Source organism: Cognatazoarcus halotolerans (assembly GCF_009800965.1).
Lineage (GTDB): Bacteria > Pseudomonadota > Gammaproteobacteria > Burkholderiales > Rhodocyclaceae > Cognatazoarcus > Cognatazoarcus halotolerans.
Genome location: NZ_WUAF01000010.1, coordinates 93,481 through 109,961, shown reverse-complemented (window position 1 = coordinate 109,961; position 16,481 = coordinate 93,481). Strand labels below are relative to the sequence as shown.

The 16,481-nt window shown below is 62.9% G+C and carries 12 protein-coding genes; 10 read left to right on the top strand and 2 right to left on the bottom strand.

What is annotated here, in order from left to right; translation table 11 throughout:
* The first annotated feature begins 304 nt into the window (after window positions 1–304).
* The 5 genes from GQB03_RS13860 (at window position 305) to GQB03_RS13840 (ending at window position 5,531) form a co-directional block, all read left to right on the top strand.
* Window positions 305–604, top strand: a complete 300-nt coding sequence (locus tag GQB03_RS13860) for a hypothetical protein (protein WP_159690424.1) — start codon at window positions 305–307, stop codon at window positions 602–604.
* A gap of 13 nt (window positions 605–617) precedes the next feature.
* Window positions 618–1,247: a FlhC family transcriptional regulator gene (locus GQB03_RS13855; RefSeq protein WP_159690422.1), complete on the top strand. Its 630-nt coding sequence runs from the start codon at window positions 618–620 to the stop codon at window positions 1,245–1,247.
* Between the two features lie 96 nt (window positions 1,248–1,343).
* The gene (mobH, locus tag GQB03_RS13850; protein WP_159690421.1) at window positions 1,344–3,005 is read left to right on the top strand and encodes a MobH family relaxase; all 1,662 of its coding nucleotides are present in this window, start codon (window positions 1,344–1,346) and stop codon (window positions 3,003–3,005) included.
* A gap of 22 nt (window positions 3,006–3,027) precedes the next feature.
* Window positions 3,028–4,911: a conjugative transfer system coupling protein TraD gene (traD, locus tag GQB03_RS13845; RefSeq protein ID WP_235027065.1), complete on the top strand. Its 1,884-nt coding sequence runs from the start codon at window positions 3,028–3,030 to the stop codon at window positions 4,909–4,911.
* Entirely contained in the window at window positions 4,908–5,531 is a 624-nt protein-coding gene (locus GQB03_RS13840; protein WP_159690418.1) for a DUF4400 domain-containing protein, read from the top strand. Before traD ends, GQB03_RS13840 begins: the two co-directional genes overlap by 4 nt.
* 48 nt (window positions 5,532–5,579) lie before the next feature.
* Here GQB03_RS13840 and GQB03_RS13835 read toward each other — a convergent pair whose 3' ends face one another.
* Together GQB03_RS13835 and GQB03_RS13830 are read right to left on the bottom strand one after the other, a co-directional pair.
* Complete coding sequence (locus GQB03_RS13835) at window positions 5,580–7,565, bottom strand: ATP-binding protein (RefSeq protein WP_052484460.1); 1,986 nt, start codon at window positions 7,563–7,565, stop codon at window positions 5,580–5,582.
* 1 nt (window position 7,566) lies between these two features.
* Window positions 7,567–10,410, bottom strand: a complete 2,844-nt coding sequence (locus GQB03_RS13830; RefSeq protein WP_159690416.1) for a dynamin family protein — start codon at window positions 10,408–10,410, stop codon at window positions 7,567–7,569.
* A 125-nt stretch (window positions 10,411–10,535) separates the two neighbouring features.
* Between GQB03_RS13830 and GQB03_RS13825 the strand changes: the two genes are divergently transcribed.
* Genes GQB03_RS13825 through GQB03_RS23625 form a run of 5 tightly spaced genes read left to right on the top strand, consistent with a single transcriptional unit; the run spans window position 10,536 to window position 16,476 of the window.
* A complete protein-coding gene (locus tag GQB03_RS13825; protein WP_159690414.1) occupies window positions 10,536–11,450 on the top strand; it encodes a WYL domain-containing protein in 915 nt (304 codons plus the stop codon).
* A 9-nt stretch (window positions 11,451–11,459) separates the two neighbouring features.
* The gene (gene brxF / locus GQB03_RS13820) at window positions 11,460–11,918 is read left to right on the top strand and encodes a BREX-3 system P-loop-containing protein BrxF (RefSeq protein ID WP_043745917.1); all 459 of its coding nucleotides are present in this window, start codon (window positions 11,460–11,462) and stop codon (window positions 11,916–11,918) included.
* 18 nt (window positions 11,919–11,936) lie between these two features.
* The gene (locus GQB03_RS22985) at window positions 11,937–12,116 is read left to right on the top strand and encodes a DUF6079 family protein (protein ID WP_200832223.1); all 180 of its coding nucleotides are present in this window, start codon (window positions 11,937–11,939) and stop codon (window positions 12,114–12,116) included.
* A 53-nt stretch (window positions 12,117–12,169) separates the two neighbouring features.
* A complete protein-coding gene (locus GQB03_RS13810) occupies window positions 12,170–15,904 on the top strand; it encodes a DUF499 domain-containing protein (RefSeq protein WP_159690410.1) in 3,735 nt (1,244 codons plus the stop codon).
* Complete coding sequence (locus tag GQB03_RS23625) at window positions 15,904–16,476, top strand: DUF7680 family protein (protein ID WP_156147852.1); 573 nt, start codon at window positions 15,904–15,906, stop codon at window positions 16,474–16,476. Before GQB03_RS13810 ends, GQB03_RS23625 begins: the two co-directional genes overlap by 1 nt.
* Window positions 16,477–16,481: the final 5 nt, after the last annotated feature.

The following is a 16,481-nucleotide window of genomic DNA, read 5'->3' as shown; positions in this document are numbered from 1 at the left end:
CTCGAGAGAAAATTTCACTCAAGCTCTCGCGACGAGAGGGCGGACGACCTGTGATCGGCCTTATGCGAAGCTAATGAAATGGACTCCGATTCCCCAAGCGACGGCATCGATCGGACCTTGCGTGTGGCAAGAATAGCGGAGCCACTCGTCACCCGGAAAATGCCATTGCGATACAGCGTTCTCGGTACCTATTCTGATCAAGATCTACCCTCACCACACCCCATCGCGCCCGATTGCTCACGAAGGTTTCCAACATCGACATCGTGGGCTTCTGTCGCGCCAGGGCGAACCGGAGACCAAGCCCATGAGTCACGTGACCCTTACCGATGCCGAATGGATCAACCTGAACGTGCTCGTCGTCATACGCGCCGATCTCCAGCATGATATGGCTTCGACCTGCTGCCGATACGGGCTCGACACCGAACAGGCCAACTACCTTCGGAGCTTGAGCCTTGATGATCTATGGTCTCTGGTGATCCACGTCGGCGACACGACCCTGTTCCCGCCGCGCGCCGACCTGGTAACGCTCTTGAACGCTCCCCGGCCGCTGGCAGGCCCCATGGCACTCGTCCATCCACCCAAACCCATCGAAGGCCGGCGGTAAGGAACCGAGCCCCATGCCGACGCGCGGCGACCGGCACCTGCGCGCCATCCAACTGGCGAAGCAGTTGGCGGCGCTCGGCGCACGGCTGAAGACTATCCACCTCATCACCGGCATCCCGCCGCGTCAGGTGCAGGCTCTCTTCTTCCCCGATCCCCGAAGCATCCCACGTGGACGCGCCCCCAATTCGGCCGAGTGGTACCACGGCGCCAACCTCATTCTGCGCACCGACGCCTGCCTTATCGGCGCCAAGTATCGTCAGTTGCGCGTCCAAGGGCTCACCGCCGGCGACGCCCTGGTCCTCGCCTACCGCGCCTACCAGGCCACCACGCAGCCGCCTCACCGCGTCAGCCTGGATCGCGCCTTCAACCTCGTCTCCTATATCGATGGCATCTGGCTGGCCACCGCACCCACGCTGTCCGTGCTCCCCTGCCCGAGCTGCGGCTGCGAGTTCATCGCCGCGGTCGGCACCGTGGCACACGGCGACGCTTGCCCCTTCTGCAAGCTCCTGGAACGCTTTCACCTGGACCATCGCATCCAGGCCTCCTACCCGGCCCGCACCACCCGCGACATGACGGAGCGCCAACTGGGCATGCTGGCGCTCTTTCACCTGCTGAGCCCCGGGAGCGATACCCCCGCCGAATAGGCCCCGTTTCGACGCGACAGGCCCGCGCCGACGCCACGAGAATGGTCACATCCCATTCCTTCCGGCATCGCGGTGCCGCCATGCCTGCCACACCCAATGCCCGCCACTGCGTACCCCGCATCCGACCCCGGTTTCGCCGCGCTGCCCGTCGACGAGTTGCTGGCCGGCGAAGCAGACCTGATCGCGCGCATCAAGCTCTGCTACGGCGCCGACCGGGACGGCTTCGAGCGCGACATCTTGGCGCTGGTGCGCCACTACGCCGCCTGCGTGCACCTCCTGCCGGCGACCGCCGACAACTACTTCAGCACGCCTGGCGGGCTCTTCCGCCTCGGCCTGGAGACGGCCTTCTTCAGCCTGCAAGGCACCGACGCGCACATCTTTTCAGGGCGGATGAGCATCTCGGCACGCCGGCAACTCGAGCCGCGCTGGCGCCACGCAACCTTCATCGCTGGCCTGTGCAGCGAATTGCACCGCCTGATGAGCCATGTCATCGTCACCGATGCCGCCGGCGAGACCTGGCCGGCCTTCCTGCAACCGCTGACGGACTGGTTGGACTCGCGCGGCAGCGACCGCTATTTCCTGCGCTGGCGGCCCCAGGCCGTCGAAGCGCGCGGCCTGGGACTCTTCGCCCTGCCCCATGTGGTGCCGCCCGCGGTGATGGCCGACCTCGCCGAAGGCAATGCGGTCATCGTGCCCCACCTGCTGGCCAGCATCGGCGGCATCCCGGTCTATCGCGACCACAACATCCTCGACGAGCTCGTGCGCCGCTCGCTGGCGCTCGTCATCGACCGCAATCTGATCGCCAGCGCCGACCGCTACGGTTCGCCGCAATATGGCTCCCACCTCGAACGCTACCTGGTCGATGCCCTGCGGCGGCTCACCCGCGGCAACTCCGCCTGGCTGCCCAACCGCGATAAATCGCGTCTGTGGTTCGGGCAGGATGGCCTGTTCCTGATTTGGCCCGGCGGCGCCGAGGATATCCACCAGTTGCTCGAGGCCGACCAACTGGCCGGCATTCCCAAGGCGCCCGAGACCGTGCTGGAACTGCTGCTGGCCGCGGGCGTGTTCGAGGCGGCGACGGCAGGCCGCTCGACCTGGTCGATCCAGCCGCCCGGTGCCAAGGCCCCGCTCGAAGCCGTCAAGCTCTCGGCCCCGGCGATTCTGCTCGCGGGAATCGATCCGCCACCGGTAGCCCTACCTCAGGCGCTGGAATTCAAACCGGAGCGTGCGCCCGCCCCACCTGCGCCGCAAGCGCCCGGGCCCGAGCCTGCGTCGGTGATTCCCGTCAAGAGCGGCACCCAGCTATCGCTGATACCGCCGCCCGAGCCGCCCGCCGGCAGCAAAGCCAGTGCAGCGGTTGAAAAAACGCCCGACCCATCCCCGCCGGAGCCAGTCTCGGAGCCGCCCCCCGCCACCTTCGCCCTGCAAGCCCCGATGCGTCTGAATCCGGTCGTGCGCGACGCCCTGGCCGAGGCCATCCGCACGCTCAACGATGGCATGGGGCCGCCCGCCGTGTGCACCATCGCCCAAGGGGTGTTCGTGCCCTTGGTCGAATTCGAGCGACGCGGCATCCAGCCGTCGCTCGCCATGCGAGCGCTCACCGAAACCAAGCTCTTGGTCAGGCCAAATCGGGACGGGCCGCCGACCCTGTCGCGCGATTTCAACGGCAATCCCACCGTTGGCCTCGTGCTCGACCCGCGCTGCGTGCGCGGCCTCGATCTGGCGGGCTTTGTCGCGCCACCGGTGGAAGCAGGCTGAGATGCTGGTACGCCGCTACGAAATGCCCTGGCGCCGGGCCTACGAGGTCTATGCCGGTATCGCCTGGTGGCTGGCGCTGCTCTATTTCGTCGGCGTCGGCGTGACCGGCGCCCTCCCCCCGCAATTGGCCCTGCCGCTGGCGCTCGTCTGCTTAGCCATGGGCGTGCTGCGGGTAGCCCAGGCGCTGCACATGCTCGTCTTGCGGGCGTCGTTGGGCGGGCGCGGTATCGAGGTCATCGGCACCGACGACCTGGCCCACTGGTGCAAGGATCCGGCCGCGGTCTTCCTGGGCTTCGGCTTCGAATGGCGGCCAGTGCATTCGCAACGGCTCTACGAGCTCGCCAAGATCGACTACCGGGAATTCGCGGTGTCACCACGCCTGCTGCGGCTGCTCGGCTACAACGCCAAGCCCCAGCCTGACGCCGAGATCGGCCTGCCCTACATCCACGGCGTCGAACCGAAGGAAGGCCCCCTGCACCGGCCGCTGCAGAATTTCGAGGGCGGCACGCTGCTGGTCGGCACCACCCAGTCCGGCAAGGGTGTGGCGCTCGCCAACCTGATCACCCAGGCGATCCGGCGCGGTGACGTGGTGATCGTCATCGACCCGAAGAACAGCCGGCGGCTCAAACGCGTCGTCGAGCGTGCCTGCACCGACTACCGCGAGCCGGACACCTTCCTGGAATTCCACCCAGCCTTCCCGGAACGGGGCGTGCGCCTGGACTTCACCTTCAACTGGCAGAAGCCCACCGAGATCGCTTCGCGCATCCAGTCGATCATGCCGCCGGATACCGCCGGCGCCTTCTCGGCCTTCGGCTGGGATGCGGTCAACGTCGTCGTGCAGGGCCTGGTCGAGATCGAGGAGCGGCCGAATCTGGTGAAGCTCACCAAGTACATCGAGGGCGGCATCGAGCCGGTTCTGGAGAGCTCACTGCGCCGCTACTACGACCACACCCTCGGTGCCGGCTGGCGGGAACTGCCCGAGATGAAGAAGCTCCTCAACGACGCCCACCGCGGCAACCTCAAGCGCCCGTCGGAAGCGGCCAGCGCCGACCTGGTGGCCTTCGTCGCCTACTACGAGCACCACATCGCCCAAAACCAGCGCAACAAGGTGATCGACGCCCAGGTGCGCACCTTCCGCCACAACCGGGAGCACTATCAGAAGATCACCGCCAACCTGCTCCCCATCCTGTCGATGCTGACCTCGGGCGATCTGGGGAAGAGCCTCTCACCCGACCCCTTCGATGCGGAGGACAGGCGGCCCATCATGAATTTCGAGAAGATCGAGCGGGCAGGTCATGTTCTCTACATGTGCCTGGACTCCCTGCCCGACCCGTCCGTCGCCTCTGCCATCGGCGCCCTGGCGCTGGCCGACCAGGCGGCGCGGGCCGGCATGCGCTACAACCTGGGCAGCTATCGGCGCATCGCGCTCTTCGTCGATGAGGTCTCGAACGTCATCAACCAGCCGCTGATCGAGATCCTCAACAAGGGCGCCGAGGGCGGCATCTTCACCACCTGCGCGATGCAGACCCTGGCGGACCTGGCCAAGCGGCTGGGCAGCGAAGATGCGGCACGCATGGCGCTGGGCAACCTCAACAACCTGATTGCCCTGCGCACCAAGGACCGGCCGACCCAGGACTTTGTCGTCGAGACCTTCGGCAAGACGGCGATCCACACCGTGCGCGTGGGCTTGAGCCACGGCTCGGACGCCCACCTCGGCGACTTCTCGTCGAGCTATTCCACGCAGCTCACCGAGAGCTTCGAGGAGATGGTGCCGGCCGACGTGCTGGGGAAGCTGCCCAACCTCCAGTACTTCGCTTCGGTGTCAGGCGGGCGGATCGTCAAGGGGCGGTTTCCGATCCTCGACCCCGATGCGACGCCGCACCGCCCGGCAGGGAAGACGCCATGATCCGCGCCGTCGCCGTGGTATCGCTGCTCATCCTGCTGGTACTCGTGCTGTATGTACCTGCGGCACATCCGCCGGAGCGCTTCCTCGCCCAACTGCGCGCCGAACATGAGGCGGCGGCTGCATACTGGGGGGGCGAGCCGGCCACCCGCATGCTGAATCGGTCGCTGAGAATGCAGGAGACGACGGCCGAGATTACCCCGATTCCTGCCGCGAAGGATGCGCCCTCGCCGGCGGGCGTGAATGGCGCCGTGTCCCGGGAGATGTCGTCGGTCAACCAGCGCCTCTTCAATAACGCCTACTTCCGCGCCGTCGACGCCCTGCTCCTGCTCGCCAGCTACCGGTTCGCCACTCTGCTCGAATGGCTGCCCGAGTTGACGGTGTTCGTCCTGGCCGCCCTCGTTGATGGCGGGTTCGCACGGCTCATCAAGGCCAAGGAATTCCTGCAGCACGATCCGGAGATGTTCGCGCTGTATGCCAGCCTGGGAATCGCGGCGCTTTGCGCCACGGTAATCGGCTTCGTGCTACCGGTGAGGCTGCATCCCTTGCTGTTGCCTTGCGTGCCGCTGGTGGTCGGGCTGCTGGCGGGACGGGCGGTGGGATGTTTTCACCGGAGAGGGTAAGGAGCAAGTCTCGCGTTTCTCGATTGACTCAGCTCCAAGCCTCATATTTTATGGACCACATTCAGGCGTCCGTGGCGGCTCCGGAAGGGACAGAGGCGCCTGGCTTGCCGTCCCCATAACTCTTGCCGACAGGTCTGCCCCCGAAACATCCTCGTAGCGCGCGGGAATCTTGTCCTTCAGACGAAAGAGCCGCTGGTGAGCAGTCCTCGTTAGTTGGCCGTAGGTCGTGGCGACCACCCGTCCGCGCAGCACGCCCTCCTCCTTGATCTCCTTCTCGCGCGACGTCTTCTGAGCGATCTCGTGTCCCACTACGAAAGCCCTGAACATCGGCGTGCCGTCCAGAGCACCACTTCCGAGGAAGTCCTGCACGTATCCATCGGCCTGGTTCATTTCTTCTCTACCAATGGTCGATTTGCCCTTCTTCAACTCAACGATCAGCACGTCTCGAATGCGCATGAGGTTCGAATCGGCCGCGTCGAAGGACTCTGTGCCCACCACGGAGCAGGTGGCGTCGGCCAGGACCACAATATCAGGACGCTGGCGTGAGTTGGCGAACGCAGTCGTGGACACCCTCTTGCCGAAAACCTTCTCGGTGGCTGTTCTGAGGCTGACGTTCGAAGCGTATTCGCTACTGTCGAACTCCGGGCCGAAAAGCCAACGGGCCTGGGTAACGAGAGGGTGCAGGGTGTGCAGTTCGTCCGTCGCAGGATCGCCGCAAAGCTTTTCGATGGCTGCGATAACGGCCAGACGGTGGTCTATCTCGTCCAGGACGGACAGCGCGTCCCTGACCGTCCACTGCCCGAGAAGCCTGTCCAGCCCCTCGATGTCAGCATCGTCGAGTTTGGTAAGTTTCTCGAGCAGGGCGGCCCCGCCCCGGGAGCGCTCTAGGTTGATGACGGCCTGGACGGCCGCCGAGAGAGTGTCGGGGTGGATGGCCGGGTTGGCCTTCACCAGTTCCTGGGTGAAACTGGCAACCTCGATTCGCCCCAAAGGCGAGAGTTCCCTGAACTGCTCGCGGTTGCGCACGAGCACCTCCTCGGAACTCTCCTCGACGAGCGTTGCGGAGAGTTTGGCGAAAACTTCCTGTGCGTACATGCGCACCGCAGCGAACAGTGCGTCAGTTTTCGGCCCCGCCTTGAACCGCGCCCAGTCCGCCTCGACCTCACCCATCCATCCGTCTTCGGTCTTTACCACGATCGAATAGCGCTTGGCGAAACGCGCCCTTCCGTCCACGACGGCATCCGTCCCGACGACCCAGCCCGGCGTCCCGACCAAACGACCGTTCACCCAGAAGGCAACGCCCTGGTAGATGGTCGATTTTGCCGCACGGGTTGAATCGACTACGAACGCCTCCGCGGCAGGACAACCGGGTATTTCGAGCGCGGCCCGCTCAATGAGGCCCGATTGGTCGGCCAGCGATACTGACTGACCGTTGACCCTCACAACGAATTGCGGATCGTGCAGAAAGCGCGCCGATAGGATTTCCCGAATGCGATCCGGATCCGGAAGATGGCGCGCCACAGCCACGGAAAGCCGGGTCCCGCTTCCGGTCCTAAGAAAAGACGATTCCTTCTCGATCCTGAAAGGGTTCTCTCGGCTCTGCGTACCTATCTCGAAGCCGGCCCCCTTGCCCTCGCGCCACGTTTCAACCGAATAGGAGTCGGCGAAACAGAGAAGCCCGTGGCGTCCCACGCCATTCCGGCCGTAGGCGCGTCTGCGCCAGTTCTTTCGCTCGGCGGGGAACTCGACGTTCGCCCCCTGGTGGCGCAGCCGATCATAGCCAAGCGTCATCCAGCGCCCCTTGAACTGCGCTGCGCTCATTCCGTGTCCATCGTCCTGGACGACTAGCGTACCGTCCCTAACAGGGGGAATCGTCAGATCGACCAGAGAGGCACCAGCGTCCCATGCGTTGGCCACCAGTTCAGTAAGTGCAACCTCCGGATCGTGCGCGATGCGCCCAAGCGTCCTGACGAGGTAATCTTCCTCGAACAGCGAGCCGAATCCGGTCTCCTTCTTGCGCGGCCTACTAGCCATGTCAGGGCGCCCCGTCCTTGAAGCCGGGAACCGTGAAAACGTCGATGTCCGTCCTGCGGACGCGACGGCTCGCCGGACGGTGCGAGGCCAAACCCGTGGCCGGCTTATATATGTCCAACCCTCTACCGAGCTTGAATAGCAAGCCGTGGTCGCACACCACATACCGGTCGTGAATCGTCGGGTCGATTCTGATGGTGAGGCTCGTTCCGAACGAACGAAACAGGTCGGTGCCAACCTCGTCCATGATTCGCGCGCTCGCGCCGGTACCCTCGTTCCACGTCGCGGACGTGACGACAAGGATTTCCTTCGGTTTCGCCACCTCGGCCACAACGAGTAGGAATTCCTTGAGATTCCGAACCTGATGAGGCAGAGCTAGATACGGGTCGATGAGGGCGATGCGGGAGCATCCGGAAAGAAGCGACCGTTCGAATATCTTTTCGAAAGGCCATCCAGCGTCGCCGTCGTTGAGTCTTAGCCGTTTGCGGGTCTTCGTAGCCTCCTTTTGGATCGACTCGAACCAATCCTCGGTTTCGGCGCCATACTCGCTCGTCCAAGCCCTTTCCTTCTCAGGAACGTCCGGCGGTTGCGGCACCGGGTCCTCCGGGGTCTCCAACAGCGGAGTGCAGGCCTCGACAACGCCCAGGATGGCCGAGACGGTGCCGTCGCATTCGCGCTCGAAGGATTCCCGTTCACCGCCGATATGCGCCGTGGCCGCAGCCTTGATGTCCTGCTCCGCGCCGGCAAGGGTTGCATCCACCTCGGCCAATGCGTTCCGGGGAACCCCGTCGGCCTCGACGACCAGGAACCGGCCGAAAGCCGCACCCCGCTCCCGAAGATGCGCAGTCAGCGCGTCCTGAAGTAGATTCCTGACCTCCGAGTAGAAGGCACGCACCTCGTTGGACTGGTGGTAGGTGGTGCCCTTCCCGAAGATGTCCGCAACCTTCTCACGGGCAGCAGAAATCTTGTCGGACACCTCGTCGGAGACGAAATCGTCAAGGAACGAGACGATGCGCTGCTCCTCGGCTGCGATGAGGTCGTTAGCAGCCGCCAGCGACTTTTCGAGGGAGCCGGCCAGAGTCTTGGTGAGATCGAACGGCAAGGTCGCACCGAGATCAAGTTTTTCGGCCAGTTCACCGCTCGACGACGAGAGGGCCGAAAGATGCTTCTCGAAATGTTCGACGAACACGGCGAAATGGGCCGTCATATCTGAAAGCAATTGCTGCACGCGGGGGAATATCTTGTTGGCGACCTTGCCTTGAAGGTCGTGCATATACCCCCAATAGCCGGAACGGCGCGTCTTCCAATGCTTCCCGACGTCAGTCGATTCGAAAGCTCCCAGTTCCCTGTCAGCCAGCAGCCCTATTGCCTCGATAAGGTGATCGTTCCTTTTGTCGGCGTCCTCGAGGTTCTTGCGCAGGATCGCGACATCGGATTCGGCTGCGGATTGAAATCTTTGCCGAGCAGACTCAAAGTCCTTGCGAAAGGTGGCTAGCCTTTGTTCGGCCACCTCCCCGTCCCTGATGTCGCGAAGAGCGGCCCGCCGGTTCGTGATGACACCTAGGAGATCGTCCAGGGCCGACTTCGATCCGGAAGCGATATTGTGGGCGACCATGGCCAAGCGGGACTCGGTCGAAAGCAGTTTGAGGAGTTGCGCCTTCATTCGCTCGATGCCGCCGGGATCCTCCGGGTGGATACCGTGCTCGACGGCCTTTCCATCCTTCCAGTCGCGGTGCTTGCGCGCGGAGGTGAAAACCAGGCCAACGACGCCAAGTTGTTCGCGATATCGCCGCATTGCAGGCGAATCGTCGCTCCCGAGCTCGGCCAACGTCGCGTCGATCTCGTCTCGGATGCGCCTCTCCTCCCGCCGAATGCGGTGGGCGAGCGTCTCCGGATCCTCGTCGTTGTCTTCGGCTGCTGACAGGTGCTGCTCGTAGGTCTTGTCCACCTGCGTTATGACGAAGATGAGTTGCTTGACGGTCCCTCGTCGGAGGAGCGTCAGCATGAAATCTTTCTCGGACTGGCCGTAGGCGACTCCGGATTGTGTGAGGAAGAGGACCGCGTCCACTTCTTCGACAGCCTTTTCCGTGAGCGTCACCCGGAAGCGCTCGGTGTCGTCCAGGCCCGGGGTGTCCACCAGCAGCACGCCCTCCTCCAGAAGGAGTGATGGGGAGGTGATTTCGATTCCCTCGACAAGGCAGTGGTGAGGACGAGTGCCCGAGGTAAACTCCTTGAGGCGCCTGCGGAACGCGTTCTCTGCGGACTTCTCGCCGGGCTTGTCGAGCGTGATTTCCAGAACATGCCCGCCGGGCTTCACGTACGTCCTTTCGAGGGCCGCAAGGTCAAACGTTTCAACGACCTGCCCCTCGGCGTTCTTGCGCGCCTTGCCATCGAAGCTGAGCCACATCTTCATGCGGTGGGCGTCGATGTGCTTGGGATCCTCGGCGTGGAGCTTGCGAAAGCCATCCCATGCGTCGGCTCCGACGAAGCGGATTCTGGCTTTCACCGTCGAACCATGTACGAAAGTCGTAACGGCGGCAGTTTCGGGACTGGTGTCCTCTCCGGCGAGTCTCGCGCCGAGCAGTTCGTTCACGAAGGACGACTTGCCCGCCTTGAAGCGCCCGACAACGGCAACCTTGTAGTGTTCGGGAACGACCTGGGTTTTCAGGATCGAATCAAGGGCCTCTGCCGTCCTCGCGCAGTCCCGGCCTATGCCCCAGGCAGGTTCCCTCGCATCCCTGACCTTGTGCAAGAGGGTGTCCCTGATTCCCTCGACGCTCGAACGCAGGGTTTGGATTTCCGTTCTCAGCTGTTTCGGCGATTTCACTTGGCTTGCCTCCTCAGTCATGATACTAATCACAATGCGACGGATACACGATTTCTAATGGTTTGATGGACACATTCTAGGGCGACTTATATACTTTTGGCAACGATCTGCATAATCATTCATCAACTCGACCGAGACACCCCTGGATGTCGAACGAACAGCTTGCCAACCTGACCCAGCCGCAACGGGATCGCTTGGCCTTCGTGGAGTTGCGCGTCCGCTTCATTGGTGAGATACGCCGACAGGACCTGGTGTCCCGGTTTGCAATCCAGTCAGCGGCGGCGACCCGGGACCTAGCCCTGTACAAGGAACTGGCCCCCGGCAACATCGACTACGACGCCACTGCGAAGGCATACGTCCGGGGCGAAGACTTCCGGCCGGTGTTCGACTTCCCACCGGAACGGGTGCTTTCCTGGCTCACTCAGGGCTTCGGCGACGGCGAGCCCTTGCGCATCAAGGTTTGGGTGAACAACGAAATCTCGGCGCGACTCACGCAGCCCGACCTGGATGGGCTCGCCTGCGTCACCCGGGCCATCCATCAAGAACGCCCGCTCAAAATCGAGTACCACTCGATCTCCAGCGGTCGCACCCAGCGGGAGATCGTTCCCTCCGCGCTGATCGATAACGGCTTGCGGTGGCATGTACGCGCCTTCGACCGCAAGACCCGAGAGTTCCGCGATTTCGTGCTGACCCGAATCAAGCGCCCCATCGTGCTCAAAGGCAGCGAGATCGAGGCGCACGAGCGCAGCGACCAGGACATCCAGTGGACGCGGATCGTCGAGATCGACTTGATCCCGCACCCGGATCAACCCAGGCCGGAGATCACAGAAATGGACTACGGCATGCACAACGGGGCGCTGCACATGAAGCTCAGGGCAGCGACGGTCGGCTATGTCCTTCGCAAATGGAGCGTCGACTGCTCTCCCGACCATAGCCTCCGCGGGCCTGAGTACCGACTTTGGCTGAAGGACCATCTCGCGATCTACGGCGTCAAGAACGCAGTGCTGGCCCCGGGATACCGGTCCCCTGATCTACAGCGGTTTGAAGCCGAGACGGACTGAGGAGACGGCGTGGTCGAACAGTTGGATCGCATCGTCGACGAGGTCGAAGCACTGCAAAGCAAATTGGTGTTGCTGATCGCAGAAGGCGGGATGAGCAAGTCCTCCTTACTGCATGAGCTCGCTCAACGTCGCGCCTCGACGGTGATGAACATCGGCAGCGAGTTGGGCGCGCGATTGGCCGCACCCCCTTTCAAGCAACGTGCATTGGCTGTTCCCGAGGCATTGCGGGAGCTCGCAGACAGGCATGCGGCTCACGGCGTGGTGCTGCTGGACAACATCGAGCTGCTGTTCGACCGTAGCCTGCGGCTGGATCCGCTCGACCTGCTGAAGCAACTTGCTCGGGCACGTCGGGTGGTGGCGGTCTGGCCCGGTCAGTTGCGTGAGGGACGGCTGATCTACGCCGAAATGGGACATCCGGAGCATCAGGACTACAGCATCGACGGTCTGGTGCCCTTCGAAATTCAGTAACGGGGAGGAAAGGAACGCATGCGCTACGGCGATCTCATTCAGTTCGAACCGATCGAATCGGTCATTCAGCTGCTCGACGCCAACCGGCCGGACGAGATCGGGCGGCCATGGAAGTTCAAGTTATCCGAGGCGGATGAATGGGTCCGCTCGGGAGGAGCCACGGACGATTCGTCCGACAACAAGAACGACAGGGTGTAACGACGGGTATGCTGCCTTCGATTTTTGAAACGTGCACGCCGAGAGCCGAGATCTTGGCGGGGACCCTTCCAGACGCCATCTTCGCTGCCGATCTCTGGGATGTTTTGACCGCCCGCGCACATCAGGACTACCTGGACCCGGAGCGCTTTTTTGCGGGCACCTATCCGACCGACAACCTCAAGCTGTTGCTGCGCGACGTTGCAGAACGTCTCGCCGGCGTTGAGGGTGGCAATCCCGTGTTCCGTCTGGAAACCGGCTTTGGTGGCGGCAAGACCCACAGTCTGATCGGCGCCACTCACGTAGCCAAGCACGGTAGCGACCTGGCGCAACGCCTGTCTGATTGGGGCATTCGCTCGTTCCCTATGCCCGGTTCGGCCGGGATCGCCGCATTTGTCGGAGAAAACTCCGACCCTCTGCGCGGCGTTGCACTGAGCATCGAAGGTCGGCAGGCAGTCGCCTATACGCCGTGGGGCCAGATTGCCCTCATGGCGGGGGGGCTTGCCGGCTACGAGCAAATCAAGGAAAACGACATTGCGGGCATCGCACCGTCCCGCGAAGCGCTTGAAAAATCCCTTGGTGAAGGGCCACGACTGATTCTTATCGACGAGTTGGTCTTGTATATGGCGAAGTGTGCGGCACTGCCTGAAGACCAGCCGCGTAGCCGAGTCAATGGTCAATGGCCGACCTTCTTCCAGACTCTCTTCAGCGTTGCATCGCGGCGCCCCGAGACTGTAGTCATTCTCACGCTGCCTTCCGAAAAGGACGCCAACCGCCGCTTGACTTCCGAGCTCAAACAGCACCTACCTACCGTTTTGGAGGTGGTGAACGAAATGGAGCAATCCTCGGCACGGCAAGCGCGCAACCTGACGCCTACACAGTCAACCGAAAGAGCCGCGGTGCTGGCTCGACGCCTTTTCGACAAAGTCGATTCGGGCGTTGCGACAAGTGTTGCTCAAGCATTCGTTGCGTACTACGAGGAGCAACGTGAGGCCGGCGCGCCCATCGATAACCGTGCGTTTGAAGCAAACTATGCGGAGCAGATCCGCGTCGGTTATCCCTTCCATCCAGAATTCATCCGGCTGTTCGCCGAGCGCCTGGCCGACATTCCCGAGTTCCAGGCAACGCGTGGAGCACTTCGCCTCGTGGCGCGCACTGTCGCCGCGGTTTGGGCCAACAAGCGCCAGTTGAAGGGGACGCCGCTCCTCCAGCCGCAACACGTCGATCTCAATCGCAGCGAAATCCGTGATGAGGTGCTTGCCCGTCTTGGACGCGGCGCTTTTGAGCGCGGACTCGAGGTCGACGTCATGCGCCCCGAAGGTGGAACGCATGCCAACGTTGTCGAGACGGGGTGGCCGTGGAAAGCGGCGACCGAATCGGCTCAGGTCGTCTTCCTCCATAGTCTGCCGGAAGGCTCGCGGGGACTCCTGCCCGCGGAGGTTACGCTTGCCCTTGGTCGCCCAGGCACTGACCTGCAATATGTTCCCGCAGCCCTGGAGCAGACGGAGAAACGCGCCTGGTATATGCGGCGAGAGGGCGATCACTACCTGTTCCGCACCCGAGCCTCAATCAACAAGCGCTATCAGGAACGACTCGGCGAACTGCAATCCCACCCGGGCGAGATTCGTGAAACCCTCGACCAATGGGTTGAAGACGTCTTCAGCGGGTTTCGTGACCTTCAGATCGTACTCTTCCCGCAGGATCACACGGCAATCGGCGACCAGGCCGATCGCATCCGGCTGGCTGTCATCCATTACGACAAGGAGTGCGGAGCCGTTGGCGGCGGCGACCGGCTCAATTTCGTGCGCAGGCTGTTCTCGACTACCGGCGTCAACGAAAGCCCCCGTCGTTACCGCAACAACCTGCTCTTCCTGCTCGCGGAATCGTCTCGAGTCGCTGGCTTGAAGGATGCGGTCCGCAGCCTGATCGCGTGGGAGCGTGTCCGGAAGGACATCGAGGACGAGGAAAAGGCCATGGCGCAGGCTGCCGGTGCCGACTTCCGGGCATTGCGAGATCAAGCGCGGCGCGGAGCCACCGGCGTGCCCGCCGAGTTTCTGGCACTGGAGAGCGATCTCGGCGAAGTGCTGGAAAAGCTCGGGCCCCAGGAACTCAATGTCCGCTCGAAGCTTCTCGAAGCCTACCGCATCATCACCTTTCCCAAAGGACACGGCGATGCCGATGATTTGTTCGCAGGCGGTGGTGGCGGACCCGTCCTCGAATGCTATCGCGTCGACTTTGGCGAGGTGCCGGATGGCCACCGCCAAGCGCGTCGGAATGTTCGGGAGACTGTGGAAGAGCGACCGATCCTGCAGTGTCTGCGGCAGTACCAGAAGCTCGTCCCCGAGGCGACGCCAGAGAGCCCAATCGTGCTGGCACCCGCCATCGTCAAACGGGAACCTTTGTGGAAGTCCGGAGAAAAGCGGCTCTCAACCGAGGAAATATGGGAGCGCATCCGGCGTGAGCCGGAACTGCCGATGGTATTGCGCCAGACCGATCTCTTGCCCACCTTTACCGCCGGGCTTGCCGTAGAGCCGGATGGGCTGTGGGTCTACTACAATCAGGCTGAGAAGCGCGTCTATGGTAGGGATGGTGTTCCTGCCGTATCGCCAGTCATCGCCGCCAATCAATTCTTGTATGACCCGGTGGCTGCGATCAACGACCGGATCATGCCGGTTGTCGGTCTCACTGCAGAAACGGTGTGGCAACAGTTGTGGCCGAGGGAAGGTACTGAACACAAGCGGACCATCAATTCCCAGCAACTCGCCGAGGCGGCCAAGCAGTCCGTGCATTTCCCGGTATTACCCGAACGGTCAGTTCTATGGCAGGCGCTTCAGGAAGGTGCTCGCGAAAACCGCTGGGTCCTCTATCTGCGTGGCGCCAACATCGCCATCGGTGCTCAGGAGATGGGCGAATGGCCCAATCTGCCCCGCATCGATGAAAGCACGGAGCTGTGGGCCTACGCCGCGGCGCTGGATGGCGGCATTTATCCGCGGGCGCAGGGCGGTGCTCCAGACTCCGAGACACCCATCACGCCGTCGGCAGTGAAAGCCAAGTGCTGGCCAGCAGGCGGCGACCAAGTCGGCACCGAGGATCTCGAGCGCTATGCCCGCAGTATCTGGCCGGGCCTTAGTCGAGGTGCATATCAAGAGGTGGTGCGCGAAGGGGTGACCCAGCGCATTTGGGGTATCTGGAAGAAAGGTGCCGACGAAGCCTTCCATGTGGCGCAAGACCCGCCTGCCCCCTATTGGGTTGGCACTGACTGCGTGCTCGTGGACCTCGCGGCTCCACTCGCTGGGCAACTCGATAATCTTCGGCCAGGACGAGGCCCCCAGCCCGTCGATGCTTTCGACACGCCGCGGCAGGCATTGACCGCCGTTTGGGACGCCCTCGGTGCATTTCCGGGGGTACATCTCTCTCGCATGGAACTGACGGTAAATGCCCGCGATGCGCTCGACAATACCCTGCGGGCCACCTGGGCCGATCGCCCGAGCAACGCCAAAACCGTCGCCTCGGTGTCGGCGAACGGCCAGCGAGACATGGATGGCACGCGCGAAAGCGTCAGCCTCAATTTTGAAGGCCGATTTGAGGAAGTCGCCGCCATGCTTTCCCCAGTCTGGCCGTTCCAGCGTAGCGGCGATCTGGACGTTACTGTCTGCGTCGCAATCGCTTTCGACCCGCCGGTGCCACTTGCCGATCCCGCCCTTGACACCTACCGCACAGCAGTGATGAATGCGAACCAGGGCATGTTGCACTTGCGTGCGATTCCCGCTCGAAAACGCGAGGGAAGTTAATGGAGCGGTTCAGACTCCGTGTTCGAAACGAGCCGAAGCGCGGCGACATCTGGGAACTGCATCTCTTTCCAGATCAGCCTCATCGCATCCTGCGAGAAGTCGATGCCAGAATTTTGGGCTCGGCATCCAGCCCGGAGGCCATCCTCTGGTTGCGCAAGCTGGCTACGCCATATCTCGCACGTAGCAGCGACCAGGCGGGCAATTCGGCAGCGATTGATTCTGAAGAGTTCGGTCCGCGATCCGAACCGCGTTGGCTCGAGCACGAAGACGGAATGCGCCTCGCGCTGGCGTTTTCCAGCGCCCGCTGGCTGGTGACGTCGCGCCAGCGCACCATGTTCCGGGATGGGCTGTATGCGCTGCCTTCTGAGGTGGTCTTGTATTGGTTCACGCTGTGCTTCTATGGTTATCGGCAGGCTGCCGGTCGGGCGGCCTTGCGCGTCCTGCTGGCATACGACGAAGCGAGCGATGACGCCAATGAGTCACGCAAGAAGAAGCGTTCGAGCGAGGAGCCGACCCATCCGCAGCTGTTTGGCGGCGAGTCGGTTCGCGAACAGAATTCCAACGACAATTAAGCTCG

What these genes read in the sequence shown, in the direction of transcription:
- GQB03_RS13860 (WP_159690424.1), top strand. Translation starts at nt 305, where the DNA reads ATGAGTCACGTGACCCTTACCGATGCCGAATGGATCAACCTGAACGTG.
- GQB03_RS13855 (WP_159690422.1), top strand. Translation starts at nt 618, where the DNA reads ATGCCGACGCGCGGCGACCGGCACCTGCGCGCCATCCAACTGGCGAAG.
- mobH (WP_159690421.1), top strand. Translation starts at nt 1,344, where the DNA reads ATGCCCGCCACTGCGTACCCCGCATCCGACCCCGGTTTCGCCGCGCTG.
- traD (WP_235027065.1), top strand. Translation starts at nt 3,028, where the DNA reads ATGCCCTGGCGCCGGGCCTACGAGGTCTATGCCGGTATCGCCTGGTGG.
- GQB03_RS13840 (WP_159690418.1), top strand. Translation starts at nt 4,908, where the DNA reads ATGATCCGCGCCGTCGCCGTGGTATCGCTGCTCATCCTGCTGGTACTC.
- GQB03_RS13835 (WP_052484460.1), bottom strand. Translation starts at nt 7,565, where the DNA reads ATGGCTAGTAGGCCGCGCAAGAAGGAGACCGGATTCGGCTCGCTGTTC.
- GQB03_RS13830 (WP_159690416.1), bottom strand. Translation starts at nt 10,410, where the DNA reads ATGACTGAGGAGGCAAGCCAAGTGAAATCGCCGAAACAGCTGAGAACG.
- GQB03_RS13825 (WP_159690414.1), top strand. Translation starts at nt 10,536, where the DNA reads ATGTCGAACGAACAGCTTGCCAACCTGACCCAGCCGCAACGGGATCGC.
- GQB03_RS22985 (WP_200832223.1), top strand. Translation starts at nt 11,937, where the DNA reads ATGCGCTACGGCGATCTCATTCAGTTCGAACCGATCGAATCGGTCATT.
- GQB03_RS23625 (WP_156147852.1), top strand. Translation starts at nt 15,904, where the DNA reads ATGGAGCGGTTCAGACTCCGTGTTCGAAACGAGCCGAAGCGCGGCGAC.